Consider the following 26,554-nt stretch of genomic DNA (forward strand, 5'->3'; position numbering starts at 1 on the left):
ACTAGTCCTCGTCCTCGTCGTCGTAGTCCTCGTCGTCTTCGTCGGCGTCCGCGATCTGGTCCTCGGCGGAGTCCTCGTCCTCGTCCTTCTCGACGACGCGGCCCGCGTACAGGGCCGCGGCCATGCGGGTGCCCTCGGACCAGGCGACCGGGCCGACCTCGGCCAGGGTGAGCGCGGTGCCGTTGCGGTCGGTGAAGACCAGGTCCCCGGTCTCGGTCTCGTAGTACGGGTCGTCGGAGCCGACCCACGAGCGCGCCTCGACCGTCACGCCGCCCTCGAACACGCGGCAGACGGCGTTGCCGCCGCGCACCGGGTAGCCGAGCTTGGTGGCGCGGGCGGTCAGGTGGCGCAGCTCGGCGTACTTGCCCCCGGAGTAGTCGGCGACGCGCCGAGCGGCCGGATCCGCATCGGCCGGGCGGACGAAGATCTGCCGGAACAGCTGGTCCACGGACTGGGAAACGCCCAGGTCGGCGGCGAACTCGCGCAGGTCGTCGAGGTCGGGCAGGGTCACCGGGTGCGGGATCACCACCCGCTGCGCGGGCAGCCGCACGGTGTCGCCGTCGAGGTTGACGATGCCGATCTGCCCGGAGGCCGCGTCGCGCAGGAAGCCGACCTCGTCCGGGTCGAAGACGCCGTCGTCGTCGAGCACCCCGACCACCAGGTCGGTCAGCGCCGCGCGCCAGGTCTCGTCGGCCCACACGTCGGCCAGCACCGCGACGGGCACCGGCAGCGAGCGGACCATCCACCGCTCGATGTCGGTGCGGCACTGCGCCTCGTGCCGGCCCAGCCACTCGGTGAGCTGCCGCAGGCCGGTCACGACCGGGTCGTCGCGCAGCGCCGACGGCACCGACTTCAGCTCCTTGCCCTTGGCGTTGCGGGCGATCAGATCGCTCCCGCGCAGGGTGACCTGATAGCCACCCGATGCCACCAACCATCCCATGTGGACGGCCACCTCCCTGTCGAAGACACCGGACGCTAAACCACCGCGCCGACAGTCCGGCAAACGGCTGGTCGCGGCCCCGCCCCGCTCGCGGCATACCGACCGGGAACCATTCGGCCACACCGCCTGCGGCGGCGCGCAGCGGGGTCCCCGCGTCGCGGCCGCGCCGGTCGTGAGGTGTGGAAAGCGATGTCAACGGGTATATGCAGGCATGACCACGCGTCTCGGGAGTACCGTCGAAGGTCCAGCGCCGGGCACGCCGCCGGTCCGCCGCAGCCGCGTGGATGCGGGCGTCGCCGGGCCGCTGGGCAGTGCGTCAGCGGTGACGGAGGAGGCGGCGGTGAAGGGCAGAGCGCTCGTGCTCGGTGGCGGCGGGGTCACCGGTATCGCGTGGGAACTGGGCATCCTGGCCGGACTCGCCGAGGCCGGAGTCGACCTGAGCACCGCCGACCTGCTGATCGGCACGTCGGCCGGGTCCGTGGTCGCGTCGGTGATGGCCACCGAGCCCAGCCTGGAGGAGCGCTACCAGACCCAGCTGGAGGACCCGAAGGACGAGGTCGCGGCCCGCATCAGCACGCGCACCCTGCTGGCGTACGGCTGGGCGATGGTGCGCAGCCGCGCCCCCGAGCAGTACCGCGCCCGCCTCGGCGCGCTCGCGCTGGCCGCCGCCTCGATGACGCCCGAGGAGCGCAAGGCGGTCATCGCGTCCCGGCTGCCCGTGGTCGAGTGGCCCGCCCAGCCCTTGAAGATCACCGCGTCCGACGCGCACACCGGCGAGTTCACCGTGTTCGACCGCGACAGCGGCGTGGAGCTCATCGACGCCGTCGCCGCCAGCTGCGCGGTCCCCGGCGTATGGCCCCCCGCCGCGGTCAACGGCCACCGCTACATCGACGGCGGCATGCGCTCGGCGACCAACGCCGACCTGGCCAAGGGGCACGAGCGGGTGGTCATCATCGCCCCGGTGACCGTCGGCGGCGGCCTGGTCACCAGCACCGCCCGCCACGTCGCCGAGCTGACGGCGGCCGGCACCCGGGTGACGGTCATCAGCCCGGACCGCGACGCCCGGGCCGCGATCGGCCGCAACATGCTCGACCCGGCCCGCCGGGCGGCGTCGGCCCGCGCCGGACGCACCCAGTCCGCGCACGTCGTCGAACAGGTCGGCGCCGTCTGGTGCTGAGCCGGCACCGACCGTCCGTTCAGGATGTTCCCAGCCACACGCACGACGATCACTACGTCAACGCCGCTACCAGCCAGAACTCGATGTGACGCCACTCTCTCCGGCCGAGGCCGACCCGGAGTGGCCAAAGCCAATCGCTAGCGCTATGCTCGACCGTGACGCCCGTCTTGGCGACTTCCCCCGTGGTTGCCAAGACGGGCGCTTTATTGTGCCCGCACCTCCTCCGCGCACCGTCCACAGAGGAAGGAAGGGCACCTTAACATCGCCATACGTAGAGCAAGGTGCCCTTCTTAACGTCCCGCCGCCGCGTACCGCGCAGCCGGGTTGCTCGATTGTCGGCCGGGTCGGGTATCGTCCCGCGCGGCGAGGCTGTAGCGCAGAGGTCGTCGCGCCTTGACTGCAAGCTGGAGGACGTCGGTTCGAATCCGACCAGCCTCGCCCCCACCTGACCCCGGGGAGAGCGCATGCCGCACCGCAGCACGGACGTGCCGCCGGCACGCGTGCCCGCGGACGGCCCGCCCGGCCCCGGGGACGCGCCGATCAGTCCGTCCGATCTGGACACCTGCCTGCGGGTGCTGGCCGCCGCCGGGCGCGGCGCGCTGGACGGCCCGGCGGCGCTGGCCGTCGAACGGGCCGTCGCCGAAGCGCACCGCGGCGGCAAGAAGCGCCGCAAGGCCGACCGCGCGGCGACCCGTGAGCAGGCAGACCGGCAGTTGCTGGCCACGGCCAGCCGCTACCGCGAGGAGATCCCCGCCGCCACGGCCCGGCACGGCGCCCTCGACTCCCCCAGCACCGGGCCCGCGCACATCCTGCCGCCTGGACCGGACGAACATCGCGTCGCGCCGGGAACGCATGAGCGGGCAGCGGCCGCGCTGCTGCACCGGCCGCGCCGGTGTTACGTGTGCAAGGAGCGGTTCCGGCAGGTCGACGCCGACTACCACCAGCTGTGCCCGCCGTGCGCCGAGCGCAACCGGCAGCGCCGCGACGCCCGCTGCGACCTGACCGGCCGCCGCGCCGTGGTCACCGGCGGCCGGGTGAAGATCGGCTTCCACATCGCGCTGAAGCTGCTGCGCGACGGCGCGGACGTCCTGGTCACCACCCGCTTCCCGCACGACGCGGCGCGCCGCTTCGCCGAGCTGCCCGACGCGCCCGAGTGGTCGCACCGGCTGCACGTGCACGGCGCGGACTTCCTCGACCTGGCCGGGGTCGTGGGCCTGGTCGACGCCGTCGGGCAGCGCTGGGACCACCTCGACATCCTGGTCAACAACGCCGCGCAGACCCTGCACCGTCCTGCGGCCTACCACCGCGAGGTGCGGGCGGCCGAGCTGCTGCCGCTGACCGGCCCGGCCGCCGCGATCGGCACGACGGCGACCCGGCACCGCCCGGACACCGCCGTCGTGCTGCCGGAGCTGGCCCAGGCGCTGTTCCCGGCCGGGCACACCGACGAGACCGGCCAGCCGCTGGACCTGCGCGAGGTCAACAGCTGGACGCTGCACGCCCACGACGTCAGCCCGCGCGAGTGGCTGGAGGTGCACGTCGTCAACGCGTTCGTGCCGTTCCTGCTCACCTCCCGGCTGCGCCCGCTGCTGGCCGCCGCGCCGTCCGCGGTGCGGCACGTGGTGCAGGTGTCGGCGATGGAGGGCAGCTTCTCCCGCGCGAACAAGACCCAGCGCCACCCGCACACCAACATGGCCAAGGCGGCGCTGAACATGCTGACCCGGACGCTGGCCGACGACTACCACGGTGACGGCATCCTGATGAACAGCGTGGACACCGGCTGGGTGACCGACGAACGGCCGCACCCGGACAAGCAGGCCCAGCGCGAGGCGGGCTTCCGGCCGCCGCTGGACGTGATCGACGGAGCCGCGCGGGTGTACGACCCGATCGTGCGGGCCGAGGCCGGCGACCCGGTGCACGGGGCTTTCCTCAAGGACTACCGGCAGGTGGCATGGTGACCGAGCACGAGACCTCCGCGAACCCGGTGCGCTGCCCGGCGATCAGCCATCCCGAGACGGGGCTGGCCGACCCGGCCGACTTCGACGCGCTGCTGACCCGGCTCGCCGACCCGGCCGGGGTCGCCGCCGCGGAGGACTTCCCACGCGGCACGCTGCAGCCCGACGGCCGCCTCGACCTGTGCAAGCAGGGTCTCGGCCCGCAGGTCGCGGCGCGGGTGGTGCAGGCGGCCGTACGCTTCCCGCACGCCACCCATCTGCTGCTGGGCACCAACGGCCTGGGCAGCGACGGGGCCCGCGCGGTCGCCGACGCGCTCGCGCCCGGCCATCACGTGCAGACCGTCTACCTGGGCTGCAACCGCATCGACGCGGACGGCGCGGGCGCGCTGGCCGACCGGCTCGCCGGCGACGCGACGGTGCGGGCGCTGTGGCTCAAGCGCAACCCGATCGGCGACGAGGGTGTGTCCCGGCTGTGCGCGGCTCTCGCCGCCAACAGCACGCTGCGCACCCTCGACCTGGTCAACACCGGGCTGACCCGGCACGGGCTGGACTCCCTGGCCCAGGTGCTGGCAGACCGGAGCACGCCACTGGAGCGGCTGTTCCTCGGCGGCAACGGGCTGCGCCCCGACGCGGTGCCCGCGCTGTCGGTGATCGTGCGCGACGGGCGGGTACGCGAGCTGTACCTGGCCGCGAACCACCTCGGCGACGAGGGCGCGGCCGCGCTCGGCGAGGCCGTCGAGGGCCTGCCGATGACGCTGGGCCTGGGCGGCAACGGCCTCACCCCGGCCGGGGTGACCGCGCTGGCGGCGCGGCTGGGCGCGTGGACCGCCCTGGACCTGGCCCGGCCGCCGTCGGAGCGGGCGCTGGGCGCGCTGCCCAACACCGTCGGCGACGAAGGCGCGGCGGCGCTGGCGGCCGTGCTGCCCGCGAGCCGGCTGCGGCGGCTGGACCTGCGCTTCACCGGCATCACCGGCCGCGGCGCGAAGCTGCTGGTCGCCGCGCTGAACGACGACATGCCGCTGCGCTACCTGGGCATCAACCACGGCGTGCCGCGGCGGCTGCGGCGGCTGGCCGCGGCCACCCTCGGCCCGGCCGAGCAGCCGCACCCCGACATCAGCGCGATCGCGAGCGTGTACCGGTGAGCGACGCCGAACTGACCGTCTGGCAGCGGGTACGCCGCTACGCCGTGCCGACCCGGATGATCGACGAGTGCACGGAGCGACGGCTCGCCGGTGACTGGCGCGGGGCCTGCGCCGCGGGCCGGGTCGACACCGACGTCGACCTCGCCGGGGTGGCCAGCACCCACGGGGCGGCGGAGGCCGAAAGGATCGCCGCGGAACTGGCCGGGTTCGCCCCCGACCTGCTGCGCTGGCACCTGCCGCGGGCGCTGGGCGGGCGCACGAGTCTCGCCACCGGCCTCACCTTCACCCTCGCGCCGCGGCTGGACGTCGTCGGCCAGGACACCCCGGCGCTGCAGGTCGAGCTGCCCAAGACCGTGGACGGCTCGCAGCGCCTGCGACTGACCGTCGCCCCGCTCGGCAAGGCCCCTGGCCCTGAGCTACCCGGCCACCTGTGGAACGCCGACGAGGCGGCGGGGCTGCGCCGGGCGTACGGCGGCGACGCGCACCGGCTGCCCTTCCTCACCCCCGACGGTGCGCCGGTGCCGATGGCCGGGTTCGCCGCCGCGACCGGTGACGGCGACCCGGCGCGGGCGGAGCGCTCCGCCGCGCTGCTCGCCGCGGAACAACTGGTCGAGGCGTGGCGTGAAGCCGGGCTGGAACTCGACGAGACGCTGCCCGCGTTCCGGTACAGCCACTACAAGGTGTCCCGCGAGCAGGTGCTCGGGCAGCGGCTGCACCTGGTCGCACTCGCCCCCGCGGTGCGCCGGCTCGCCGCGCGCCACGCCGCCGACGGCGTGGTGCTCAACGCGGACTGGCGGCTGCGCTTCCTGTTCACCCCGGACGGCGACACGGTGCGAGTCCGGATGCTCGGCGAGAACGAGCGCCGCGGCGACCTGCCGGTGCTGGCCGAGCCGCTGTACCGCGTACCCCCCGATCTGGAACTGCTGTATCGCGGCCTGATCTCGCCGGCGGACCTGCACCCCCTGGTGCGTGCCGCGTTGTTCCCCGACGCGCCCGGTGGTGTCCCCGCGGCGCGCGGCCCCGCGTTCGGGCCGGTGCGGGTGCGCTGCCGAGGGCAGTGGCACCGCATCGACAACGCGGGCGGGCGGCTGGTGCCGCTCGACCACACGCCCGAGGAGGTGCAGCGCGAGCACGCGCTGCGGGCGCTCGGCGGCAAGGTGGCCGGCTGCTTCGCCGCCCAGCAGGGCTGGACCGACGGCAGCACCCGGCTGCCCCGGACGTTGCGGGACCAGCGCCGGGAGCTGATGCAGACCATCCTGCACGGCGACACCCAGGCGGTGCTGGCGATGCTGGACGCGGGCCTGGACCCGCACGTGCGCGACGGACGCGGCTCGACGCTGCTGCACCTGCTGCGCTGCCTCGACCACGAGGTGCTGCTGCCCCGGCTGCTCGCCGCGGGCCTGCCGATCGACGCCCGCGACCACCGCAAACGCACCCCGCTGCACGTCGCGGTCGGCTGGGTGGGCACCCCCGCGCTGGTGCTGGCGCTGCTGGAGGCGGGCGCGGACCCCAAGGCCGAGGACGACAACGGCACCTCCGTCACCGACCTGGTCGAGTACAAGGGCTTCGAGTACTACGAGGAAGAGAGCGGCGACAAGCACGCCGACCTCAAGCTGATCTCCCAGTACATCCAGGAGCGTTCATGAGCGAGCGCAGCGAGCGAATCATGAGCGGCCCGGCTGCGGGTGACGAGCGGAGCGAGGAGCACGCATGAGTGAGGCTTTGCGTACGGCGGACGAACTGATCGCGGCGACCCGGGCGTGGCGCAGCGAGCCGGTGGCCGACCCGCGGGTCGAGGCGCTGGCCCTGGCGGTGTCGGCGAACCTGCCGGTGCTGCTGTGGGGCGAGCCGGGCATCGGCAAGTCCGCGTCGCTGCAGCAGCTCGCGGCCGGGCTCGGGGTGCCGCTGGAGACGGTGATCGCCAGCGTGCACGAGCCGTCGGACTTCTCCGGCCTGCCGATCGTCGGCGACGACCCGGCCGCCGACGGGGTGCCGATGGCCCCGCCGGACTGGGCGGTGCGGCTCGCGCGCAGCGGGCAGGGCCTGCTGTTCTTCGACGAGCTGTCGTCCGCGCCGCCCGCGGTGCAGGCCGCGCTGCTGCGGGTGGTGCTGGAGCGGCGGGTCGGCAGCCTGGAGCTGCCGCCCGCGATCCGGATCGTCGCCGCGGCGAACCCGCCGTCCAGCGCCGCCGACGGCTGGCACCTGAGCCCGCCGCTGGCCAACCGCTTCGTGCACCTGCACTGGACGCACGACCCGCGCGTGGTCGCCCGCGGCCTGGCCGGAACCTGGCCCGCGATCACCGTGCCGACGGTGCACCCGGCGCGGATGGCCGGTGCGGTGGCCCGCGCCCGGGGCACCGTGGCGGGTTTCCTGACCGCGCGGCCGGGCCTGGTGCACCACCTGCCCGGCGACGCCGACAGCCGGGGCGGGGCGTGGCCGTCGCCGCGCAGCTGGGAGATGGCCCTGCGGCTGCTGGCGTTCCACCTGGCCACCGACACCGGCCGGGACGCGCTGACCACCGCGCTGGTCGGCGCGGTCGGCGACGGCGCGGGCCTGGAGTTCGGCACGTACCTGGAGGAGCTGGACCTGCCGGACCCGGAGCGGGTGCTGGCCGATCCGAAGGCGTTCGCGCTGCCCGACCGGGGCGACCGGCAGCTCGCGTTCCTCACCGCGGTGGTGTCGGCGGTGCAGGCGCGCACCACCCACCAGCGCTGGGACGCGGGCTGGGTGGTGCTGGCCAAGGCCGTCGACGCCGGGGTGCCCGACGTCGCCGCCCGCGCCGCCCTGGACCTGGCCGCGCTGCGTGACACCGACTGGCCGGTGCCCGCCGAGATCGACGCGTTCGTCGAGGTGCTGAGCCTGTCGGGCATGCTGCCGGCCGCGCGATGAACGTTCCCGCCCCGGGCCCGGCGCGGTCCGGACAGCCCGCGCCCGTGGACGATGCCGTGCCCGCCGGACGGGACACCGGTGCCGGGCGGCCCGCCCGGACCGTGCCACTCGACCGGGCGAAGCTGCTCGCGGCGCGGTTCCGGGCCGCGGGCGAGCGGCCGTACCTGGCCAGCGCGCTGTACAGCCTGACCGTGGTGCCCAGCGACCAGGTGCCGACGATGGGCGTGGACCGGCACTGGCGCTGCTACGTGTCCCCCGCGTTCGTCGAGCGGACGCCCGTCGGGCAGCTCGCCGGGGTGTGGATCCACGAGGTGGCGCACCTGCTGCGCGACCACCACGGCCGGGGCGACCGGCTGGCCGCCGACCTGCGCGCCGATCACCACCGGGTCAACCTCGCCCAGGACTGCGAGATCAACGACGACCTGGTCGCCGACGGGCTGCCGCTGCCCGAGGGCCGCATCCACCCCGACCTGTACGGCCTGCCCACCGGCCAGTTGTTCGAGCAGTACCTGCCGTCGCTGCCCGCCTCCCCGCCCTGCCGCGGACAGTGCGCCGGTGCCGCGGCGGCGGGCGGGGCGGGCCGGGGCGCGGGCGGCACGGGCGGCGGGGCGATGTGCGACTGCCCGCCCGTCGAGTGCGGCTCGGGCGCGCACGGCCACTCGTCGCCGTGGGACCTCCCCGAGGCGGGCGCGCCGACCGTGCGCGGCGTGGAGGCCGACGCGATCCGGCGGCAGACCGCGCAGTCGGTGCGCCAACACGTCCGCGGGCGCGGCACCGTGCCCGCGGGCTGGCAGCGCTGGGCCGAGCAGGTGCTCGAACCGACGATCGACTGGCGGCAGGCGCTCGCGGGGGCGGTGCGCGAGGCGGCGGCCGGGGCGGGCGGCGCGGTCGACTACACCTACCGGCGGCCGTCGCGGCGCGGGGCCGCGCTGCCCGGTGTGGTGCTGCCGAGCCTGCGGCGGCCGCTGCCCCGGGTCGCGATCGTCATCGACACCTCCGGCTCCATGTCGGAGGACGACCTGGCCGCGGTGCTGGCCGAGGTCGGCGGGGTGCTGCGGGCGGTGGGCGTACGCGGCAACCGGGTCGCCGTGCTGGCCTGCGACGCCGACGTGCACGCCGCGCGGCGGGTGTCCACCGTCGGCGAGGTCGTGCTGGCCGGCGGGGGCGGCACCGACATGCGGGTCGGCATCAGCGCGGCGCTGGCCGTGCCGGAGCCGCCGCACTTCGTGATCGTGCTGACCGACGGGTACACGCCATGGCCGGACGCGGCGCTGTCGCGGACCAGGATCATCGCCGGGCTGGTCGGGGCGGACGCGCCCCAGCCTCCATCCTGGATCGAGGCCATCCCGATCATCATGACTTCAGGGAAAACGTGAGCTGCGTCCGAGAAAGGGTGCTTTTGTAATACCCAGCAGATCTTCGGATCTCGGGGAAGGAAGCAGCCATGGGTACGTCTCTTCGGCGTGCGGCCCTGTCCGCAGCCATCGGGGTCGCCGCCGCGACGCTGGTCTCGCCGTCGGTGGCGCTCGCCGCGGCCGACGTCACCGTCAACCCGTCCGCCGTCGCCCCGGGCGGCCGGTTCACGCTCGCCGCGTACTGCGGCGCGGGGGCGGTCTCCGCCTCGGTGAGCACCACGACGATCGGCGGGCCGTCCGAGATCACACTGAACCCGTACACCGACGGCGGGCCGGGCGCGTACAACGCCGAGCTCACCGTGCCGTCGACGACGCTGCCGGGCACGTACCAGCTCAACGTCACCTGCAGTGACGGCGAGACGGGCGCGGGCACGCTGGTCGTGTCGCCGACCGGCGCCCCCGCGGGCGGCGGCGGGTCCACCTCCGACGGCCCCAGCCGGGCGCTGCTCGGCGCGGGCTCCGGCCTGCTGGCCCTGTCCGGCCTGGGCGGCGTCGTGCTGCTGATCCGCAGCCGGAGGTACCGTGGCCACCACTGCGCCTGAACCGGCCGAGACCGAACCCGCGATCGAGGTCGGACCCGCGGTCGAGGTGAGGTCCACGGCCGACGCGGTGCCCACGGCCGCGATCCTGGCCCCGCGCGGCCGGCACCGCACCGCCGGGCGCACCGGGCGCAGGGCCGTGCTGCTGCTGGTGGGCGCGGCGCTCGCCGGGATCGGGCTGATCGCCGCCGCGTTCCTGATCACCCCGGCCGGGCCGCCCCAGCCCGCCGACGACGCCTCGGGGCGCTACCAGCTCGTCGACACCGACCGGCGGCCCGACGCCCGCGGCATCCGGCCGCTGGACCGGTCCGCGCCGGTGCGCGTGAAGATCCCGTCGATCAAGGTGGACGCGGTCGTGGTCACCGTCGGCACCAACCTCGACGGCAGCCTGCAGGTGCCCGAACTCAAACACCCGGACCTGACCGGCTGGTACCGCTACGGCCCCAGCCCCGGCGAACGCGGCAACGCGGTCATCGTCGGGCACGTCGACACCCGTACCAGCGGCCCCGCCGTGTTCTTCCAGCTGGGCTCCCTGAAACCCGGCACGAAGATCGAGGTCCAGCGCCTCGACGGCTCCCAGGCCACCTTCACCGTCGACGTCGTCAAGTCGTTCCCCAAGGACGAGTTCCCCGCCCACCGCGTCTACGGCGCCACCGACGACATGGGCCTACGCCTCGTCACCTGCGGCCCCCCCTACGACCGCACCGACCGCAACTACCTCAACAACATCGTCGTCTTCGCCACCCTCACCAAAACCCGCGCCGGCTGACCCCCTTTCTGGGTTGATCATGAACCTAGGGACGTGTTCGACGGCGTGTCGCTCCCCCAACTTCATGATCGACGCGACGGAAGCGGGACGCAGCGGCGCAAGCGAGCCGCTGCGGCGGGGCGGCCGGGTCAGTCGGGGACGCCCCAGGTGAAGCGGTGGACGTGGATGCCGAAGTACGGGAAGGACTCGATGGCGGCCACCCCGGGGACCGGGCGGATGTGGTCGTTGACCAGGGCGGACAGGTCGGCCATGGTCGCGCAGACGACCTCGGCGAACAGGTCGAACGAACCGGCCGTGGCGACCAGGTAGACCACGGCGTCGAGCTCGCCGAGCGCCGCGGCGACCGCGCCGGCGTCCCGGTCGACGCGGATGCCGAGCAGCGCCATCACGGGCCGCCCCGTCTTCAGCGGGTCGGTGACCGCGGCGATCTGCATGACCCCGGCGTCGGTGAGGCGCTGGATGCGCTGGCGCACGGCCGGCCCGCTCAGCCCGACCTCCAACCCCAGGTCGGTGTACGACGCCCGCCCGTCCACCTGCAGCCGCCGGATCAGCGCCTTGTCGGTCGCGTCGAGGTCCATCAGCCGACCAGCTCCGCCACGGCCTGCTCGAACACCTCGGTGTGCCGGGCGATGTCGGCGTCGGTGGTGTCCGGGCACATCAGCGCCATGTTGTGGAACGGCGTCATGAGGATGCCGCGGTTGAGCGTGTACAGGTGCATGTACTCGTCGAGCAGGTCGTCGGCGGCCGCCGCGGACTCGCCGCCGGAACGCGGTGCGGGCCTGGTGAAGCGGTACTCCGCCCGCGCGCCGAGTTGGGTGACCGACCACGGCACGTCGGCGGTGTCCAGGATGCGCCGCACGTCCTCGGTGTAGTCCCCGGCGAGTCGGATCATGTGCGCGAACGCGTCGTCGGTGAGCACCTCGTCCAGCGTGGCCCGCATCGCGGCCAGCGACAGCGCGTTGCCGGCCAGGGTGCCGCCCACGCCGCCGACGTCGACGATGTCCGCGCTGCCGGTGGCGGTGATCCGGTGCACCCGGTCGGCGACCTCCTCGGTGAGGCCGTACGCCCCGCACGGGATGCCGCCGCCCAGCGACTTGCCGATGACGAACACGTCCGGGCGCAGCCCGTCGCGGGCGGTCATGCCGCCGGGACCGGCCGAGATCGTGTGCGTCTCGTCGATCATCAGCAGCGCGCCGTACCGGGTGGCCAGCTCGCGCAGCCCGGCCAGGAAACCGGGTTCGGGCAGCACGATGCCGATGTTGGTGAGGGCGGGCTCGGCGAGGATCGCCGCGACGTCGCCGTGGGCGAGTTCGCGTTCGACCGCGGCCAGGTCGTTCCACTCGGCGACGCGGGTGGTCGACGTCGGGTCGACGGCGGGGGCGACGTTGCCCGGACGGCTGCGCGCCCGGCCGTCCGGTCCGACCACGACGAACGTCTCGTCGACGGAGCCGTGGTAGCAGTACGAGAAGACCAGCAGTTTCGGTTTACCGGTGACCAGGCGGGCCAGGCGGGCCGCCCAGCGGTTGGCGTCGGTGGCCGACAGCGTGAACGACCAGCGGGGCAGGCCGAAGCGGCGGGCGAGCTCCGCGCCGACCCACTCCGCGTCCTCGGTGGGCAGCATGGTGGTGATGCCGCCGTCGACGGCGATGCGCCGGTGCACGGCGGCGACCGTGGCCCGCGGGCTGTGCCCGGCCATGGCCCCGGTGTCGCCGAGCGCGAAGTCGAGGTAGGTGTGGCCGTCCACATCGGTGATCCGGTTGCCGTGCGCGGTGGCGTACGCGAGCGGGAAACCGCCCGCCCACTTGCTCATCCATGTCATCGGCACCCGCCCGAACAGGTGCCCGGCCTGCTCGTGCACGCGCAGCGACCCGGGGTGCCCGGCGCGGTAGGCGGCCCGTTCCCGCTCCACCAGGGCGGTCACCCGACTACGATCAATGGTGGTCATGGGCGCACCGTAACACGATTTCCAAAGCTGGAGGATGGCTCGGCTTCAATTTTCAAAGCTGGTGTCAGGAAGGTGCCCTTCCGCTACGCATACCGATAAGAAGGTGCCCTTCCTTCGGTCAGGGGAGGAGGTTGGCGAGTTCGACGCGGGAGCGGACGCCGAGTCTGGTGAAGATGTTGCCTAGGTGGTGTTCGACGGTGCGTGGGCTGAGGAACAGCTGGGCGGCGATCTCGCGGTTGGTCGCGCCCTGCGCGGCGAGGCGGGCGATCTGGCGCTGCTGCGGGGTGAGTTCGCCGTCGGGTTCGGTCGGGCGCGGGCGGGCGGGTTCGCCGGTGGCGCGCAGCTCGGCGCGGGTCCACTCGGCCCAGCGGTCGGCGTGCAGGCGCTCGAACGACTCCAGGGCGCTGCGCAGCTCGGCGCGGGCCTCGGCGCGTTTGCGGCGACGGCGCAGCAGTGCGCCGTACAGGAGTTCGGTGCGGGCCCGTTCGAAGGCGCGGTCGCCGACGGCGTGCAGCTCCAGGGCCGCGCGGAAGTGCTCCTCGGCCTCGCCGCCCTCGCTGAGCAGGGCACGGCAGCGCGCGGCCAGCGCGAGGTTGTCGGGGCTGCTGGTGCTGTCGGCCCACGGTTCGAACGTGGTGAACGCGGCGCGGGCCGCGTCTGACGCCCCGGTGCGCACCGCGGCCTCCACGTAGGTCGGCACCGACAGCGCCGCCACCGCCATGTGGCCCTGGCCGGGGCCGGCTCGGGCCAGCCCGCGCAGGCGGCCCGCCGCGTCGGCGTGGCGGCCCAGGGACAGGTCCAGGAAGGCCAGCGCCCAGGTGCTGAGCGCGGCGGGCAGGCCCAGCCCGTACAGGCCGGCCCGGTCCAGGGCGGTGCGGGCGCGCAGGCGGCAGGTCTGCTCGTCGCCGTGGATCGCGTCGAGCAGGGCCAGCGCGGCCAGGTGGTGGCAGGCGCCGTTGCCCTGGCCGGTCTCGGTCGCGGCGCGCAGGCCCTCCAGCGCGTTGGCGGTCGCGGCGGCGTGCCGCCCGGTCCAGAACTCGGCGTACGCGCTGAACTCCAGCGCCTTGGGCACCATGGTCAGCGCGCCGCGCCCGCGGGCCAGCGCGACCGCGCGGGCCGCCATCACCCGGCCCTGGGCGTTGTCGCCGAGGATCAGCGCGGCGATGCTCGCCCAGATCAGCGCCGACGGGTCGTCGATGCGGGGCGCGCCGTCGAGCACCGCGCGCAGCGGGGCCAGCGCCGCGCCGAACCGGCCCAGGAAGATCGCCGACAGCGCCTCCAGGTAGTCCAGCATCACCGTGGCCTGCGGTGAGACAGCCGCCCCACGCAGCGGCGCCGCCTGTGCGGCGACCTGCAGGAAGCGGCGATGGTCACCGGCGTACACGCCCGCCTCGCCCGCCCGCATCATGGCCCGGACAGCCAGCTCCGGATCAATGGGGGCGAGCCGGTGCGCGGCCGTCAGCAGGGCCTCGTACGCGTCGCTGGCCCGGCCGTCGCGCAGGTCGATGTCGCCGCGCAGCAGTTCCAGCTCGCCGCGTGCGGCCGCGCCCGGGGCCGTCGGCAGGGCACGGTCGAGCAGGTCGCGGGCGCGTGCGGAGCGGCCCGCGTGCCAGGCGTCACGGGCCGCCGCCGCCAGCCGCCGCGCCTTGGCACCGTCGTCGCCGGTGCTCAGCTCGGCCGCGCGCTCGTAGGCCGCCGACGCGGTCGCGTACCCGCCGCGGTGGCGCGCGGACGCGGCCGCCGTCTCCAGCTCCTCGGCCAGCTCGTGGTCGGGGGCCAGCCCGGCCGCGGCCCGGTGCCAGGCCCGGCGCAGCGGCTGGCGGGCCGCGTCGAGCAGCCGGGCCAGCAGGGCGTGCGCGGCGCGGCGGCGGGCCAGCGGGGCGGTCTGGTAGATCGCCGCCCGCAGCTGCGGGTGGCGGAACTCCACACCCGCCGGGCCGACCCGCACCAGCCCCGCGGACTCGGCCGGTTCCAGCGCGGCCAGGTCCAGGCCCGCTTCGTCGGCGGCCCGCACCAGCAGGTTCGTGTCCATCTCGTCCTCGGCCGCGGCGATCAGCAGCAGCCGGCGGGTCTGCTCCGGCAGTGCCCGCACCTGGCGCAGGTGCGCGTGCTGCAGCCTGGTGCAGGGCGGCAGCGGATCCGGCAGCGGGCGGACCCCGCCCAGCTGGTCCGCGGTGAGCGCGGCGACGAGCTCGGTGACCGCCTGCGGGTTGCCCGCGGCGGCCGCGGCCAGGCGCAGGCGTACGCCCTTGGCGACGGCGACCGGCGCGACCCGCCCGACCACCTCGGCGCACGCGCTGGCATCCAATGCGGACAGGGTGAGCACCGGTATCCCCGGTGGCGGCAGCCCGTCATCGTCGCCGCAGCTCAGCAGGATGACGACGGCCTCACCCCCGTCGCCGCCGAGCCTGCGGGCGGCGAAGGCCAGCGCCTCCCGCGACGGCGCGTCGAGCAGGTCGACGTCGTCCACGCACACCAGCACCGGCGCGTCCCGGGCGAGCACGGCGAGCAGGTCGAGCAGCGCCGCGGGCAGCAGGACGGCCCGATCGCCGGGGTCGTCCGCCTCACCGTCGAGCACGCGGCGCAGCGCCTCGACCTGCCGCGTGGACAACTCCGGCGACTCCGGCAGCCGCCGGGCGACCGGGCGCAGCAACCGGTGCAGGCCCGCATAGGGCAGGTCCGCCTCCGGATCGACGCCGCAGCCGGACAGCACCTGGAAACCGTCGGCCTCGCCCATGGCGTACCGGAGCAGGGCGGTCTTGCCCAGGCCGGGCTCGCCGCGCACCAGCAGCGCGCCGCCGCGCCCGGCCCGCGCGGCGTCCAGCATGGACGACAGCGACAGCAGCGCGCTGTCGCGGCCGGGCAACGGCGTGAGCGGGGTCACGTCCAGAAGTTACTCACAAGTTAACGTCGCGCGAAAGACCGATGCGTCGTTTCACGGATGCGAAGCACGTACGACATCGCGCACGCTCTGTCCCACCCAATCCCATCGAGGAGGACAGATGCGAAAGTCAGCCGGAGTGCTCAGTTCGCTGTTGGCCGTGCTCGCCATGGTCGTGGTCGCGCCGTCGCCGGCCCAGGCCGCCGAACGCGATCCGGTCATCTTCGTGCACGGCTACAAGGGCGGTGCCTGGAACTGGAACGACATGATCGCCGACTTCAAGGCCGACGGGTGGAGCGGCGGGCGGCTGTTCGCGATGTCGTACGACATCACGCAGTCCAACAAGACCACCGCCGCGCAGCTGCGCTCCCTGGTCGACTCGGTGCGCGCGCAGACCGGCGCGGCGAAGGTCGACATCGTCGCGCACTCCATGGGCAGCCTGAACTCCCGGTGGTACCTGAAGTTCCTCGGCGGCACGTCGTACGTGGACCAGTGGGTGTCGCTCGGCGGGCCCAACCACGGCACCAACCTGACCCCGATCTGCTCGTGGCTGATCACCTCCTGCGCGGAGATGGCCCCGGACAGCTCCTTCCTGCGCGACCTCAACGCCGGCGACGAGACTCCGGGCGGCGTGCGCTATCAGACCTTCTGGTCCAGCTGCGACGAGTTCATCAACCCCGACCAGAGCACGATCCTGACCGGGGCGACCAACACCAACGTCGGCTGCATCGAGCACGCCTGGCTCCTGGTCAGCGACCCCGTCTCCCTGAAAGTCCGCACCTTCCTCAAATCCTGACCCTCTCTCCCCAGCTCAAGGGCACCCTCTCGGTAAGAAGGTGCCCTTCCTCTACGGAAACCGATAAGAAGGTGCCCTTCCTTCGTCAGAGGGCGGCGCGGTGCTGGGCGCGGGTGATGGACCAGGCGGCGTTGACCAGGCCGATGTGGCTGAAGGCTTGCGGGAAGTTGCCGAGGAGTTCGCCGGTGCGGGGGTCGACCTCCTCGGAGAGCAGGCCCACGTCGTTGGCGTAGGCGGCGGCGCGTTCGAAGACCTCGGTGGCCCGGTTGACGCGGCCGGCCTCGGCCAGGGCGTGGGCCAGCCAGAAGGTGCAGAGCAGGAAGGTGCCCTCGTCGCCGGCCAGGCCGTCGACGCCGCCCTCGGTGCGGTAGCGGTAGACCAGGCCGCGCTCGTCGGTGAGGCGGTCGGCGATCGCCTCGATGGTGGCCAGCATGCGCGGGTCGTCGGCGGGCAGGAAGCCGACGATCGGCATCATCAGGCAGGACGCGTCGAGGTCGGTGGAGCCGAAGTACTGGGTGAACGCTCCCGCGGTGTCGCTCCAGCCCTCGCGCAGCACCCGCTCGCGGATCTCGTCGCGGGCCGCGGACCAGGCCGGCACCCGGTCGGCGGCCTGCAGGCGGTCGGCCAGGGCGATCGCCCGGTCAAGGGCCACCCAGCACATCACCTTCGAGTAGACGAAGTGCCGGGGCTCGCCGCGCACCTCCCAGATGCCGTGGTCGGGCTCGCGGCACCGGGCCACGGCCGCGTCGGCCAGCGCGACCAGGAACGCGCGGATGTCGTCGTCGATCTCGGAGAGCTTGTCGGCGAGCAGGTGGGCCGCGCCGAGCAGCTCGCCGTACACGTCGATCTGGTGCTGGTTCCAGGCCCCGTTGCCGACCCGCACCGGGGCGCTGTCGCGCCAGCCGCGCAGGTGGGGCAGGGTGCGCTCGGTCAGGTCGTGCTCGCCGTTGACGCCGAACATGATCTGCAGCGGGTAGTCGGGTCCGATCGCGCCCGCCGCGGCCGTGGTCATGAAGGTGAAGAAGTCACCGGCCTCGTCGGGGCAGGCGGCGACCCACAGCGCCTCCATGGTGAAGCTGGCGTCGCGCACCCACGCGAAGCGGTAGTCCCAGTTGCGCTCGCCGCCGACGCTCTCCGGCAGCGACGTGGTCGGCGCGGCGACGATCGCGCCGCTGGGCCGGAAGGTCAGCCCCTGCAGCACCCGGCCGCTGTGGTGGACCAGGTCGCGCCAGGGGCCCTCGTAGTTCTGGTGCAGCTTCGACCAGGCCCGCCAGGACTGCACGGTGACCGTCATCCAGTCGGCGATCTCGTCCTGGTCCCAGATCCGGGCCGGTTCCAGCCCCCACGTCGAGCGGTGCAGGGCGAACCACAGCTCGTCGCCGACGCGCAAGGTGACCTCCCCGTACGCGGTGCTCTGCGCGCAGGTCAGCTCCATCGGGCTGGAGAGCATCAGCCATTCGGGACCGCCCCGGACGTTCAGCCCGCCGGCCACGTGCGACATCAGCGGGCGCAGCAGGCCGTACTCGGCCCGCGGCTCGAACCGCAGACGCATCCGCACCTCGCCGTCGCGGCAGCTCACCCCACGCACCAGCATGTGCGGCGCGCCGACGCCCAGGGAGTGGCCGTGCGGGTGCTCGTTCGGGCCGACCGCCATCGCGTCGGTGACCGCGAGCGTGCCGGTCGGGGTGTGGAAGGTCGTCTCCAGCACCAGCGTCTGGTCCAGGTAGCGCCGGGTGGCGGTGAACGGGCCGAGCGGCCGGATCGACCAGTGGCCGGCGTCGTCGTCGAGCAGCCGGGCGAAGACCGACGGGCTGTCGAAGCGCGGGCAGCACAGCCAGTCGACCGAGCCGTGCCGGGTGACCAGCGCCGCAGTGTGGCAGTCCGACAGCAGGGCATGGTCGGCGATCGGCACGCCGCTCATCGCCTCAGCTCCCGGAGTGCGCGGCGACCAGCTCCGGGTCGACGCCCGCGGCCAGGCATTCGGCCACGGCCTCCTGCCGCGCCGACTCCCAGTGGCTGCGCCGGGCCGCGATGGCCGCCGCGATCGCGGCCAGCTCGCGCACCGAGCGGGAGTCGGCGTCCGACGGCGGATGGGTGCGGGCAGCCTCGAACGCGCTCTCGATCGCGTCCGGCTCGGCGTCGGCCAGCTCCGCGATCTCGCCGAGGTCCCACTCGTGGTGCACGACCAGGTTGGCCGCGTACAGGTTGCGGTTGGCCGCCACCACGTCCAGGTGGTAGCTGCTGAACCGCACCATGTCGGTGGCCTTGGCGACCCGGGTCAGCGGGTCGGCCGGCAGCGTCAGCTCGGCGTCGCGCAGGTGGTGCACCGCGGTGGCGCGCGCCTCCGACAGCAGATCGCGCAGCTCGCTGGCCAGCTGCTGGCGGTGCAGCAGCTCGTGCCCGGCGTCGTACAGGTGCTGCGGGGCGGTCGACCACTCGGCGATCAGGCGCACCCTCCGCTCGTCGGCCCGGTGGCCACAGATCATCTCGGCCAGGTCCTCGGTGGTCCAGTCCCGGTTGCCGTGCAGGTAGGCCGCCGCCTCGTCGCGGGCGCGCAGGGCCGTGCCGTAGGCCTGCCGGATGTCCGCGCTCACGGTGCATGCCCGCATCGCGCCCGAGGTGGTGCCGAGCGCCTGCACCGCCCGCAGATCAGACCGGAGCCGGGAGACATTGATATGGGCCAGCGGGTCGCTGCCGACGCCCGCCCGCGTCGCGTCCATTAATGCAGCGTACGCCCATCATCGGCGGGCCGTGGCCGGTCAGCCGCAAGGCGGCGTGCGCAGGGCCGGTCCGGGGCCGAAGGTGACGGCGGCGGCGAAACCTCCCGGGGCCGCAAGCCACCCTGGCCGGTTCAACAAAATGAAGAAAGATTTCACCGTATGGATTGACCGCGAAGCTCTCCGCCGCCATGATGTTCGACAAACGTCGATGGGCCCATCGCCGCTCCTCCTGGTAAACACCCCCCACCACGAAAGGAGGCGGACAGTGGCTGCCCTCACCGGAACGATGTCCTGGTTCTGCTGCGGCAACTCCTGGGGTCCGTGCGGCACCGCCGGGCACGGCGCCTGCGGCACCTGCAACAGCGGGAGCTACCAGCACGCCTGGCCGAACGCCTCGGCCGCCTGTTTCGACATCACCCGGCCCGACCGTTGCGGCGTCAGCATGACCCGCCGCGGCTGCGGCTTCCGGCACTACACCACCAACCGCTGCAACGGAAAGCGCGTCGGCACCACGATCGCCGACTGCGGCCCGCAGACCGACCTGTGGTGCGGCGAGCGCGCCTGCTGCGGCTCGGTGTGCGGGACCAACCGCATCGTCGACCTCACCCCCGCCGCGTTCAGCCAGATCGGCAGTCTCTCCGCCGGCCTGCTGCCCTGCAGCGTCGACACCGTCTGAGCCGGGAAGGAACCGACATGACCGAGACCCTCGACCGTCGCCGCCTGCTCACCTCAGCCGTCGTCGGCAGCGCCGCCCTGGCGGGCGCGACCGCGCTCGGCTCGCTCGCGCCGGAGGCCGCCTTCGCCGCCGGCGAGCAGTCCGTCGAGCCGGGCGCGCCCGATCCCAATTTCGCCGAGGGCCGCATCACCGGCATCAGCGCCGGGATGCTGCTCGTCACCGGCTCCGACATGGCGCTGTGGCGCATCCGGATCACCGGCGGCACCAGCATCTGGAAGCTGCGTCCCACCACCTTCGACCAGGTCGCCGTCGGCGACGGCCTGTACGCCCGCGGCCTGCGCCTGCCCGACGGCACGCTGGCCGCCGACTCGGTGTGGGTGAACATCGTCAACGTGCAAGCCCACATCGCCGCCATCGGCCGCAACATGCTGCACCTGGACCACAAGGGCAAGCGCATCGTCGGGCACCTGGTGCCCGGCACGTCGGCGGCCCGCTACAACGACACCCCGGCCGTGGCCGACATGTCCCTGCTGCGCGTCGGCAAGCACGTCCAGGTCATCGGCGCCTGGGTGCCCGACACCAACGAGGTCGAGATCGCGACCGTGTACGCGAACGCCTGACACCGCCAACCCGGGCGGACGCCCCGACCCCCCGGCGTCCGCCCGCTCCCCAACCGCACCCTTCGACACCCCCGGAGGATCGATGATCTCGTGGACCGCGCCGCTGCAGCCGCTGCTGCTCGGCCTCCTGCTGCTCTGGTCTGCCCGGCTCAAACTGCTCTCCCCGCACGCCGCCGCTGCGGCCGGCCGCAGCGCGCTGGGCCGGCTCGTCGGCGACACCCGCGCTCTGCCCGCGTACCGGCTGGTCGGCGCGGTGGAGGCAGCCCTCGCGCTGGTCCTGCTGGCCCCGCCCGCACTGCCCGCCGAGGCGCTGGCCGCCGCCGCGCTGTCACTCGGCTTCACCGGCTACCTCGCCTACGCCCGGATCGCCGCACCCGAGTCGTCCTGCGGCTGCCTGTCCGCGACCCGCACCCCGGTACGTTGGCGCGCCTTCGCCCGCACCGCCGCCCTGCTGGCCGCGAGCCTGCTCGCCCTGCCCGCGACCGCGGGCTGGACGGACGTGCTGGCGGCCCGGCCGCTGCCCGCCGTGGGACTGCTGCTGGCCGAGGCGGCCCTGCTGGTCGCCCTCTCCCCCGAACTGGACCGGCACTGGCTCGACCCGCTGCGCCAGCTCAAGGTCCAGATCACCCGGCCGCTGCCCGCGGGCGGGTTCGAGGTGCCACTGGACTCCACGGTGGACCAGCTGCACCGCAGCCCGGTATGGCGGGAGACCGCCGCCCTGCTCACCTCCGACCTGCGCGAACACTGGGACGACGACGAGTGGCGCATCCTGGTCTTCACCGCCCGGCACGCCGGGCAGCAGGCGTCCGCGGTCTACGCCGTCCCCCGCCTGCGCTACCAGCCCGCCGCCGTGCGGGTGGTCCTGGTCGACGAGCCCACCGGCCAGGTCCTGCTCAGCCTCCAGTCCCCTCCCGACGCCCCCGAACCCGACTGGGTCCGCCCCTCTGCCGCCCCAGTCCCCGCCTGACCCCCTCCCTGTTGATCATGAACTTATGGCGAGGCTCGACGGCGTGTCGCTGCCATAACTTCATGATCAACTGGGGTCCGTGGGCCGGCCGGGCACGGTCCGGCGTGGAATCCGTTTTCCCGAAGGGTGGGCTTTGGGGGGTGGGGCGGGGGTCGGTGGTGTGGACTGTAGGCACGAGCGCAGCGTCGGGCTCTCGCGGCGACCACCCCCGCCGCATCACCGCGTCGCGCTCCCCACCCCGAGTCGCGTACGCCGCGACCTCCGGGAGTCACCGTGCTCGCTACCGTCCCCCAGCTCCAGGCCGCCGCGCTGCGTCACGCCGCAACGGGCCTGTCGACCGCCGCCACGCTGCTGACCGGACGGGGCAGGCGCGCCGCCGACACCTGGCCGGGCCTGCCCGAACTGCCCGCCGCCTGGGTGGCCGATCCCGACAGCCGGATCAGCACCGCCACCCAGCGCTTCACGGTTCACCGGCGGGGCACCACCGAGATCCAGCTGCACTCCGTGCTCGGCTTCGACGAGGACAACCTGGAGCGGCAGATCGCCCGGATCAACCTCGGCACGTTTCGGGTACGGGTCAGCGCGGGCACCACGTGGCGCGGCTTCGAAGCCCGCTGGGCCTGCGACGACGTCGCGCACCGCCTGGTCTGCCGCGGCCCGCAGCGCCTCGCCGAATTCCTCGACCTGCTCCTCGGCCTCGACTGGGACTGACCGTTCAGTCGAACAGGCGGCCCAGGTGGGAGCCCTGGCCGAAAGCGACCACGTGCGCCTGGTCCAGCGGCATCCACTGCAGGTCGAAGCGGATCGGGTCGTGCGCGCCGTCGCCGGTCTCGTACGCCGTCCAGCTTTCCGGGATCTCGTCGGCGTCGACGGCCAGTTCGTAGAAGTGGCGCACGTGCACCGCGTCGTGTGCGGGGCGCGCGTCGTACTCGCCGACGCCCAGGTAGCGGACCAGGCGCAGGCCGGTAAGTCCGGTCTCCTCGTACGCCTCGCGCAGCACCGCGTCCTCGGGCAGCTCACCGGGCTGGATCGTGCCCGCGGGCACCTGGAGCCCGGCCAGCGCGAGCGTGTCGTGGTCGCCGTGGGCGAACACCACCACCCGACCGTCGCGCACGATGTACGCGATTACCTTGCCGATCCGCTTCACGAGAAGAACACCCTGGTCACCGTCTCGGCGACGCAGCAGGGCTTGTCGGAGCGGTCGGTCTCGATCGTCATCCGGGCGGTGACCTGCACCCCGCCGCCGGCCTCCTCGACGGAGGCGAGCGTCGCGGTCAGCCGCACCGACGCCCCCACCGGCACCGGTGCGGGGAAGCGCACCTTGTTCAGCCCGTAGTTGACGACCATCCGCGCGCCCTCGAATCGGTACAGGTCGCGTACCAGCAGCGGCAGCAGCGACAGGGTGAGGTATCCGTGCGCGATGGTCCCGCCGAACGGCCCCGCCGCGGCGCGCGCCGGGTCGGTGTGGATCCACTGGTCGTCGCCGGTCGCCTCGGCGAAGGTGTCGACCCGGGCCTGCTCGACCGGGTGCCACGGGCCGGGCCCGATGTTCTGCCCGACGGCCTCGGCCAGGTCGGCGGCGGAACTGAACACTCTCACGGCACACCTCCGGATCACGGCTGAACCCGGTGATCGTAAAGCGCCGTGAACCGGACATGGGGATGGGCTGCCCGCGCCGTCGGGCAGCCCATCGAGGGTGGGTCACGGCCCGAAGGGAGACGGCCGTGACCCGGTGGTCGTTACGGCGTGCTGCAGGTGAAGCCGTACGCCGTGCTGCTGTCGCCGTTGGGCCGGGCGACCTGGAACCCGAACGTGGTGCTCGCACCAGGGGCGAGGGTGCCGTTGTACGGGGCGTTCTTCGCCGTGGCGGTCCCACCGCTGTTGGTGATCACGCCGTTCCACTGGCCGACGAGCGTGTGGTTCGGCGGCAGGGTGAAGGTCACGGTCCAGCTGGTGATCGCCGAGGCGCCGGTGTTGGTGACGGTGATCGGCTGCATGACGTAGCCGCCGTTCCACTGCGTCTGCACGGTCGCGGTGACCGAGCAGCCCCCGCCGGTGCCGCCGCCGGTCGTGGTGACCGTGACGGCGCTGGACGCCGAAGAGACGTTGCCCGCCGCGTCCCGCGCCCGGACCTGGTACCGGTACGACGTGTTCGCCGACAGGCCCGAGTCGTTGAACGAGGTCGTCGTCGACGTGCCCACCTGAGTGAACGAACCGCCGGAGGTGCCCGGGGCGCGCAGGATGTCGTAGCCGGTGACCGCGACGTTGTCGGTCGACGCGGTCCAGGTCAGGCTGGTGCCGCTGGACGTGGTGCCCGAGGCGGCCAGGTTGCTCGGCGTACTCGGGGCCTGGGTGTCACCGGTGCCGCCGGTCGTGGTGACCGTGACGGCGCTCGACGCCGAAGAGACGTTGCCCGCCGCGTCCCGCGCCCGGACCTGGTACCGGTACGACGTGTTCGCCGACAGGCCCGAGTCGCTGAACGACGCCGTCGTCGACGTGCCCACCTGCGAGAACGAACCGCCCGAGGTGCCCGGCGCGCGCAGGATGTCGTAGCCGGCCACGGCGACGTTGTCGGTCGACGCCGTCCAGGACAGGCTCACGCCGCTCGACGTGATGTTCGACGCCGTGAGGTTGCTCGGTGTGCTCGGCGCCTGGGTGTCGGTGGTGCCGTTGTCGAGCGCGTTGTGCACCGCCGTGTAGGCCGGTTTCTGCTGGTAGTTCGCGTCATAGAGGAGCGCGGCACCCTCGCTGGGGAACGTGTCCGGGACCCAGGAGTACTTGTCGGTGAAGCCCCACACCGTGACGCCCGCGCAGGCGGGGACCGCCATGCAGGCGTTGACCACGTTGCTGTAGTAGGTCGCCTGGGTGGTGTCCTTGGCCGTGGTGCGCGGCATCACGATACGGATGTCGACCTCGGTGATCCGGACCTGCACGCCCAGCGCCGCGAAGCGCTGCAGGTTCTGCTGCAGGTCGCTGGGGAAGCCGTACTGCGTGGCCAGGTGGGTCTGGAAGCCGACGCAGTCGACCGGCACGTTCTGCGCCCGCAGCGACTGAACCAGGTTGTACATCGCGGTGCTCTTGGCGTTGATGCCCTCGACGTTGTAGTCGTTGATGCACAGGCGGGCGTCGGGGTCGGCGGCGCGGGCGTAGCGGAACGCGTCGGCGATGAAGCTCTGGCCCAGCGTGTTGTACCAGAAGCTGGACCGGAAGCTGCCGTTCTCCTCGAACACCTCGTTCACCACGTCCCACGACACCACGTTCGCGTTGTTGGCGTAGCGGCCGACGAGCGTGGAGATGTGGTCCTGCATGGCGCTGCGCATCGCCGTGGCGCCCAGGCCCTGCACCCAGCCCGGGGTCTGGTTGTGCCAGACCAGTGTGTGCCCGTGGACCTGCTGGTTGTTGGCGACCGCGAAGTTGACGATCTGGTCCGCGCCGCTGAAGTTCCAGTTGTTGTCCGACGACTCCGTGGCGTCCCACTTCATCGCGTTCTCGGCGGTGATCTGGTTGAACTCCGTCTGCGCGATGGTGCGGTAGGCCGACTCGTTGGCCAGCGGGCTGGTGGCCGCCGCGAAGCCGATGAACTTGCCGCGGGCCGCGGCGTGGGTGCGCAGGGGCCCGGAGGCGCTGGCGGGCGCGGCCGACAGCACCGGCACCGCGAACGCCGACAGCAGCGCCACCACGGCGAGCTGGACGAGGCGGCGACGTGCTCTGTGGACGGGGACGCGTGGGGGCGTCATGGGTGTCCTCCTCATGATGGCGGAGCGTCAGTGCCGTGCCCCGAAGCAGCCTCGCCCGCGTGGATCAGTGCGACGTCTGGCCGGGCAGGGGACGTCGGCGGTGAAGGACACTCGATATAGGACACGGCACACATCGATGGAAGCGCTCCCATATTGCGCCCCGCCGTCGCCTGAAGTCAATAACTTCCGGAAACTATCGGCGGGCGATCAGGAGCGCGGGGCCGCGGTGCTGTCGCGGACGACCAGCTCGGTGGCCAGCTCGATGCGCGGGCTCTCGATCTTCTCGCGCTGGGCCAGGCGCAGCAGCGTTCTCGCGGCGACCATGCCCATCTCGGCGAGGGGCTGGCGGACCGTGGTCAGCGGCGGCGACGACCAGCGGACCTCGGGCAGGTCGTCGAAGCCGACGACGCTGATGTCGTCGGCGACGCGCAGGCCGCGGCGGCGGATGGCCTCGTAGACGCCCAGGGCCATCTGGTCGCTGGAGGCGAAGATGGCGGTCGGCGGGTCGGCCCGCTCCAGCAGCACGGTGCCGCCTGCGTACCCCGACTCGTGGTAGAAGTCGCCCTGGTAGAACAGGCTGTCGTCGACGGGCAACCCGGCGGACTCCAGCCCGGCCCGGAAGCCGTCCAGCCGGGCCCGGCTGCACATCAGGCGCGGCGGGCCGGCGATGAAGCCGATGCGGGTGTGGCCGAGGCCGATGAGGTACTCGGTGGCGCGCAGGCCGCCGGCCCAGTTGGTCGCGCCGATCGTCGGGGCGTCCATCGTCGACACCCCGGCCGGGTCGACGATGACGACGGGGATGTTGAGGCGGCGCAGTTCGGCCTGCAGCGGTGGTTCCAATGCCGACGCCACGAAGATGACGCCCTCGGTCGCGCGGGCGCGCATGTTGTCCATCCACTGCTTCGCCGAGGCGGAGCGGCGGTGGATGGCCGAGACGACGGTGCCGATGCCGGCGGCGTGGGCGACGTCCTCGACGCCGCGGATGATCTCGACGGCCCAGGGGCTGTCGAGGTCGTTGAAGACGAGGTCGACGAGTCCGGAGCTGGCCCGCATGCTCGGCGGGCGGCGGCGGTAGCCGTGGCGGGTGAGCAGTTCCTCGACGCGTTCGCGGGTCTGCGGGGAGACGTCGGAGCGGCCGTTGATGACGCGCGAGACCGTCGGCACGGACACCCCGGCCAGGCGCGCGATCACCGCGATGGTCACTTTCCGGTTGTCGTCCACGGCGGGTCGCCCTTTCGTCTTCGGTGAGCGTGCGGCGGCGAAGGCCCGGCGCAGCAGCCCGATCGAGCTGCTGCGCCGCACGACCGCGCCCGTGGCGGGCAGGTTGGGGTCAGCCCTTGATGCTGCCGGCGAGGCCGCCGATGAGTTGGCGTTCGGCGACGGCGTAGA

23 protein-coding genes and 1 tRNA gene are annotated in these 26,554 nt (G+C 73.5%); 14 read left to right on the forward strand and 10 right to left on the reverse strand.

All coding sequences use genetic code 11. The features are described 5' to 3' along the window. Window position 1: 1 nt before the first annotated feature. Window positions 2-940, reverse strand: a complete 939-nt coding sequence (locus tag ACFQO7_RS30855) for a DUF4132 domain-containing protein (RefSeq protein ID WP_376809679.1) — start codon at window positions 938-940, stop codon at window positions 2-4. A gap of 340 nt (window positions 941-1,280) precedes the next feature. Between ACFQO7_RS30855 and ACFQO7_RS30860 the strand changes: the two genes are divergently transcribed. From ACFQO7_RS30860 to ACFQO7_RS30900, 9 genes are all read left to right on the forward strand, one after another. Beyond that, window positions 1,281-2,117: a patatin-like phospholipase family protein gene (locus ACFQO7_RS30860; protein WP_376809680.1), complete on the forward strand. Its 837-nt coding sequence runs from the start codon at window positions 1,281-1,283 to the stop codon at window positions 2,115-2,117. A 365-nt stretch (window positions 2,118-2,482) separates the two neighbouring features. Continuing rightward, window positions 2,483-2,555: transfer RNA gene (locus tag ACFQO7_RS30865), tRNA-Cys, on the forward strand. A 26-nt stretch (window positions 2,556-2,581) separates the two neighbouring features. Then, on the forward strand, window positions 2,582-4,072 hold the full coding sequence (locus ACFQO7_RS30870; protein ID WP_376809681.1) for an SDR family NAD(P)-dependent oxidoreductase: 1,491 nt from the start codon (window positions 2,582-2,584) through the stop codon (window positions 4,070-4,072). Further along, window positions 4,069-5,211: a leucine-rich repeat domain-containing protein gene (locus ACFQO7_RS30875; RefSeq protein ID WP_376809682.1), complete on the forward strand. Its 1,143-nt coding sequence runs from the start codon at window positions 4,069-4,071 to the stop codon at window positions 5,209-5,211. Before ACFQO7_RS30870 ends, ACFQO7_RS30875 begins: the two co-directional genes overlap by 4 nt. Continuing rightward, window positions 5,208-6,857 carry an ankyrin repeat domain-containing protein gene (locus ACFQO7_RS30880; protein WP_376809683.1) on the forward strand — a complete coding sequence of 550 codons (1,650 nt, stop codon included), beginning with the start codon at window positions 5,208-5,210 and terminating at the stop codon, window positions 6,855-6,857. The genes ACFQO7_RS30875 and ACFQO7_RS30880 overlap by 4 nt, the downstream gene beginning before the upstream one ends. A gap of 64 nt (window positions 6,858-6,921) precedes the next feature. Further along, a complete protein-coding gene (locus ACFQO7_RS30885; protein ID WP_376809684.1) occupies window positions 6,922-8,100 on the forward strand; it encodes an AAA family ATPase in 1,179 nt (392 codons plus the stop codon). 101 nt (window positions 8,101-8,201) lie between these two features. Beyond that, on the forward strand, window positions 8,202-9,476 hold the full coding sequence (locus ACFQO7_RS30890; RefSeq protein WP_376809699.1) for a vWA domain-containing protein: 1,275 nt from the start codon (window positions 8,202-8,204) through the stop codon (window positions 9,474-9,476). Window positions 9,477-9,544: 68 nt separating this feature from the next. Next, entirely contained in the window at window positions 9,545-10,057 is a 513-nt protein-coding gene (locus ACFQO7_RS30895; RefSeq protein ID WP_376809685.1) for a hypothetical protein, read from the forward strand. A gap of 82 nt (window positions 10,058-10,139) precedes the next feature. Then, window positions 10,140-10,823: a class F sortase gene (locus tag ACFQO7_RS30900; protein ID WP_376809700.1), complete on the forward strand. Its 684-nt coding sequence runs from the start codon at window positions 10,140-10,142 to the stop codon at window positions 10,821-10,823. 128 nt (window positions 10,824-10,951) lie between these two features. Here the strand turns inward: ACFQO7_RS30900 and ACFQO7_RS30905 are convergent, their stop codons facing one another. The 3 genes from ACFQO7_RS30905 to ACFQO7_RS30915 all read right to left on the reverse strand — a co-directional run bounded on the left by ACFQO7_RS30905 (window position 10,952) and on the right by ACFQO7_RS30915 (window position 15,652). After that, window positions 10,952-11,401, reverse strand: a complete 450-nt coding sequence (locus ACFQO7_RS30905; protein WP_360534742.1) for an Lrp/AsnC family transcriptional regulator — start codon at window positions 11,399-11,401, stop codon at window positions 10,952-10,954. Continuing rightward, window positions 11,401-12,768 (reverse strand): transaminase, encoded by a 1,368-nt coding sequence (locus tag ACFQO7_RS30910; RefSeq protein ID WP_376809686.1) that lies wholly within the window; start codon window positions 12,766-12,768, stop codon window positions 11,401-11,403. Before ACFQO7_RS30910 ends, ACFQO7_RS30905 begins: the two co-directional genes overlap by 1 nt. Window positions 12,769-12,886: 118 nt before the next feature. Further along, window positions 12,887-15,652, reverse strand: coding sequence for a helix-turn-helix transcriptional regulator (locus ACFQO7_RS30915; protein ID WP_376809687.1), 2,766 nt, complete (start codon window positions 15,650-15,652; stop codon window positions 12,887-12,889). Between the two features lie 118 nt (window positions 15,653-15,770). On the opposite strand from ACFQO7_RS30915, the gene ACFQO7_RS30920 reads away from it, so the two are divergent. After that, window positions 15,771-16,445, forward strand: coding sequence for an esterase/lipase family protein (locus tag ACFQO7_RS30920; RefSeq protein WP_376809688.1), 675 nt, complete (start codon window positions 15,771-15,773; stop codon window positions 16,443-16,445). Window positions 16,446-16,530: 85 nt separating this feature from the next. Here the strand turns inward: ACFQO7_RS30920 and ACFQO7_RS30925 are convergent, their stop codons facing one another. Both ACFQO7_RS30925 and ACFQO7_RS30930 read right to left on the reverse strand, forming a co-directional pair. After that, on the reverse strand, window positions 16,531-18,366 hold the full coding sequence (locus ACFQO7_RS30925) for a glycoside hydrolase family 15 protein (RefSeq protein ID WP_376809689.1): 1,836 nt from the start codon (window positions 18,364-18,366) through the stop codon (window positions 16,531-16,533). 4 nt (window positions 18,367-18,370) lie between these two features. Continuing rightward, window positions 18,371-19,165 (reverse strand): hypothetical protein, encoded by a 795-nt coding sequence (locus tag ACFQO7_RS30930; protein WP_376809690.1) that lies wholly within the window; start codon window positions 19,163-19,165, stop codon window positions 18,371-18,373. Between the two features lie 265 nt (window positions 19,166-19,430). On the opposite strand from ACFQO7_RS30930, the gene ACFQO7_RS30935 reads away from it, so the two are divergent. The 4 genes from ACFQO7_RS30935 (at window position 19,431) to ACFQO7_RS30950 (ending at window position 22,139) form a co-directional block, all read left to right on the forward strand. Continuing rightward, window positions 19,431-19,841 carry an RlpA-like double-psi beta-barrel domain-containing protein gene (locus ACFQO7_RS30935; RefSeq protein WP_376809691.1) on the forward strand — a complete coding sequence of 137 codons (411 nt, stop codon included), beginning with the start codon at window positions 19,431-19,433 and terminating at the stop codon, window positions 19,839-19,841. Window positions 19,842-19,858: 17 nt separating this feature from the next. After that, window positions 19,859-20,461: a cell wall protein gene (locus tag ACFQO7_RS30940; RefSeq protein ID WP_376809692.1), complete on the forward strand. Its 603-nt coding sequence runs from the start codon at window positions 19,859-19,861 to the stop codon at window positions 20,459-20,461. Between the two features lie 82 nt (window positions 20,462-20,543). After that, window positions 20,544-21,428, forward strand: a complete 885-nt coding sequence (locus ACFQO7_RS30945; RefSeq protein WP_376809693.1) for a MauE/DoxX family redox-associated membrane protein — start codon at window positions 20,544-20,546, stop codon at window positions 21,426-21,428. Between the two features lie 273 nt (window positions 21,429-21,701). Further along, on the forward strand, window positions 21,702-22,139 hold the full coding sequence (locus ACFQO7_RS30950) for a hypothetical protein (RefSeq protein WP_376809694.1): 438 nt from the start codon (window positions 21,702-21,704) through the stop codon (window positions 22,137-22,139). 4 nt (window positions 22,140-22,143) lie between these two features. On the opposite strand, the gene ACFQO7_RS30955 is transcribed toward ACFQO7_RS30950, so the two are convergent. The 4 genes from ACFQO7_RS30955 to ACFQO7_RS30970 all read right to left on the reverse strand — a co-directional run bounded on the left by ACFQO7_RS30955 (window position 22,144) and on the right by ACFQO7_RS30970 (window position 26,386). Next, window positions 22,144-22,575 carry an NUDIX hydrolase gene (locus ACFQO7_RS30955; protein WP_376809695.1) on the reverse strand — a complete coding sequence of 144 codons (432 nt, stop codon included), beginning with the start codon at window positions 22,573-22,575 and terminating at the stop codon, window positions 22,144-22,146. Beyond that, window positions 22,572-23,027 carry a MaoC family dehydratase gene (locus ACFQO7_RS30960; protein ID WP_376809696.1) on the reverse strand — a complete coding sequence of 152 codons (456 nt, stop codon included), beginning with the start codon at window positions 23,025-23,027 and terminating at the stop codon, window positions 22,572-22,574. Before ACFQO7_RS30960 ends, ACFQO7_RS30955 begins: the two co-directional genes overlap by 4 nt. A 140-nt stretch (window positions 23,028-23,167) precedes the next feature. Further along, a complete protein-coding gene (locus ACFQO7_RS30965; protein WP_376809697.1) occupies window positions 23,168-25,165 on the reverse strand; it encodes an endo-1,4-beta-xylanase in 1,998 nt (665 codons plus the stop codon). A 207-nt stretch (window positions 25,166-25,372) separates the two neighbouring features. After that, on the reverse strand, window positions 25,373-26,386 hold the full coding sequence (locus tag ACFQO7_RS30970; RefSeq protein ID WP_376809701.1) for a LacI family DNA-binding transcriptional regulator: 1,014 nt from the start codon (window positions 26,384-26,386) through the stop codon (window positions 25,373-25,375). Window positions 26,387-26,554 lie beyond the last annotated feature (168 nt).

The organism is Catellatospora aurea, assembly GCF_042663325.1.
Taxonomy (GTDB): Bacteria; Actinomycetota; Actinomycetes; order Mycobacteriales; family Micromonosporaceae; genus Catellatospora; species Catellatospora aurea.

Coding starts and splice junctions, on each gene's coding strand:
- ACFQO7_RS30855 (WP_376809679.1), bottom strand. CDS start 940: ATGGGATGGTTGGTGGCATCGGGTGGCTATCAGGTCACCCTGCGCGGG.
- ACFQO7_RS30870 (WP_376809681.1), top strand. CDS start 2,582: ATGCCGCACCGCAGCACGGACGTGCCGCCGGCACGCGTGCCCGCGGAC.
- ACFQO7_RS30885 (WP_376809684.1), top strand. CDS start 6,922: ATGAGTGAGGCTTTGCGTACGGCGGACGAACTGATCGCGGCGACCCGG.
- ACFQO7_RS30895 (WP_376809685.1), top strand. CDS start 9,545: ATGGGTACGTCTCTTCGGCGTGCGGCCCTGTCCGCAGCCATCGGGGTC.
- ACFQO7_RS30905 (WP_360534742.1), bottom strand. CDS start 11,401: ATGGACCTCGACGCGACCGACAAGGCGCTGATCCGGCGGCTGCAGGTG.
- ACFQO7_RS30910 (WP_376809686.1), bottom strand. CDS start 12,768: ATGACCACCATTGATCGTAGTCGGGTGACCGCCCTGGTGGAGCGGGAA.
- ACFQO7_RS30920 (WP_376809688.1), top strand. CDS start 15,771: ATGCGAAAGTCAGCCGGAGTGCTCAGTTCGCTGTTGGCCGTGCTCGCC.
- ACFQO7_RS30925 (WP_376809689.1), bottom strand. CDS start 18,366: ATGAGCGGCGTGCCGATCGCCGACCATGCCCTGCTGTCGGACTGCCAC.
- ACFQO7_RS30930 (WP_376809690.1), bottom strand. CDS start 19,165: ATGGACGCGACGCGGGCGGGCGTCGGCAGCGACCCGCTGGCCCATATC.
- ACFQO7_RS30940 (WP_376809692.1), top strand. CDS start 19,859: ATGACCGAGACCCTCGACCGTCGCCGCCTGCTCACCTCAGCCGTCGTC.
- ACFQO7_RS30945 (WP_376809693.1), top strand. CDS start 20,544: ATGATCTCGTGGACCGCGCCGCTGCAGCCGCTGCTGCTCGGCCTCCTG.
- ACFQO7_RS30965 (WP_376809697.1), bottom strand. CDS start 25,165: ATGACGCCCCCACGCGTCCCCGTCCACAGAGCACGTCGCCGCCTCGTC.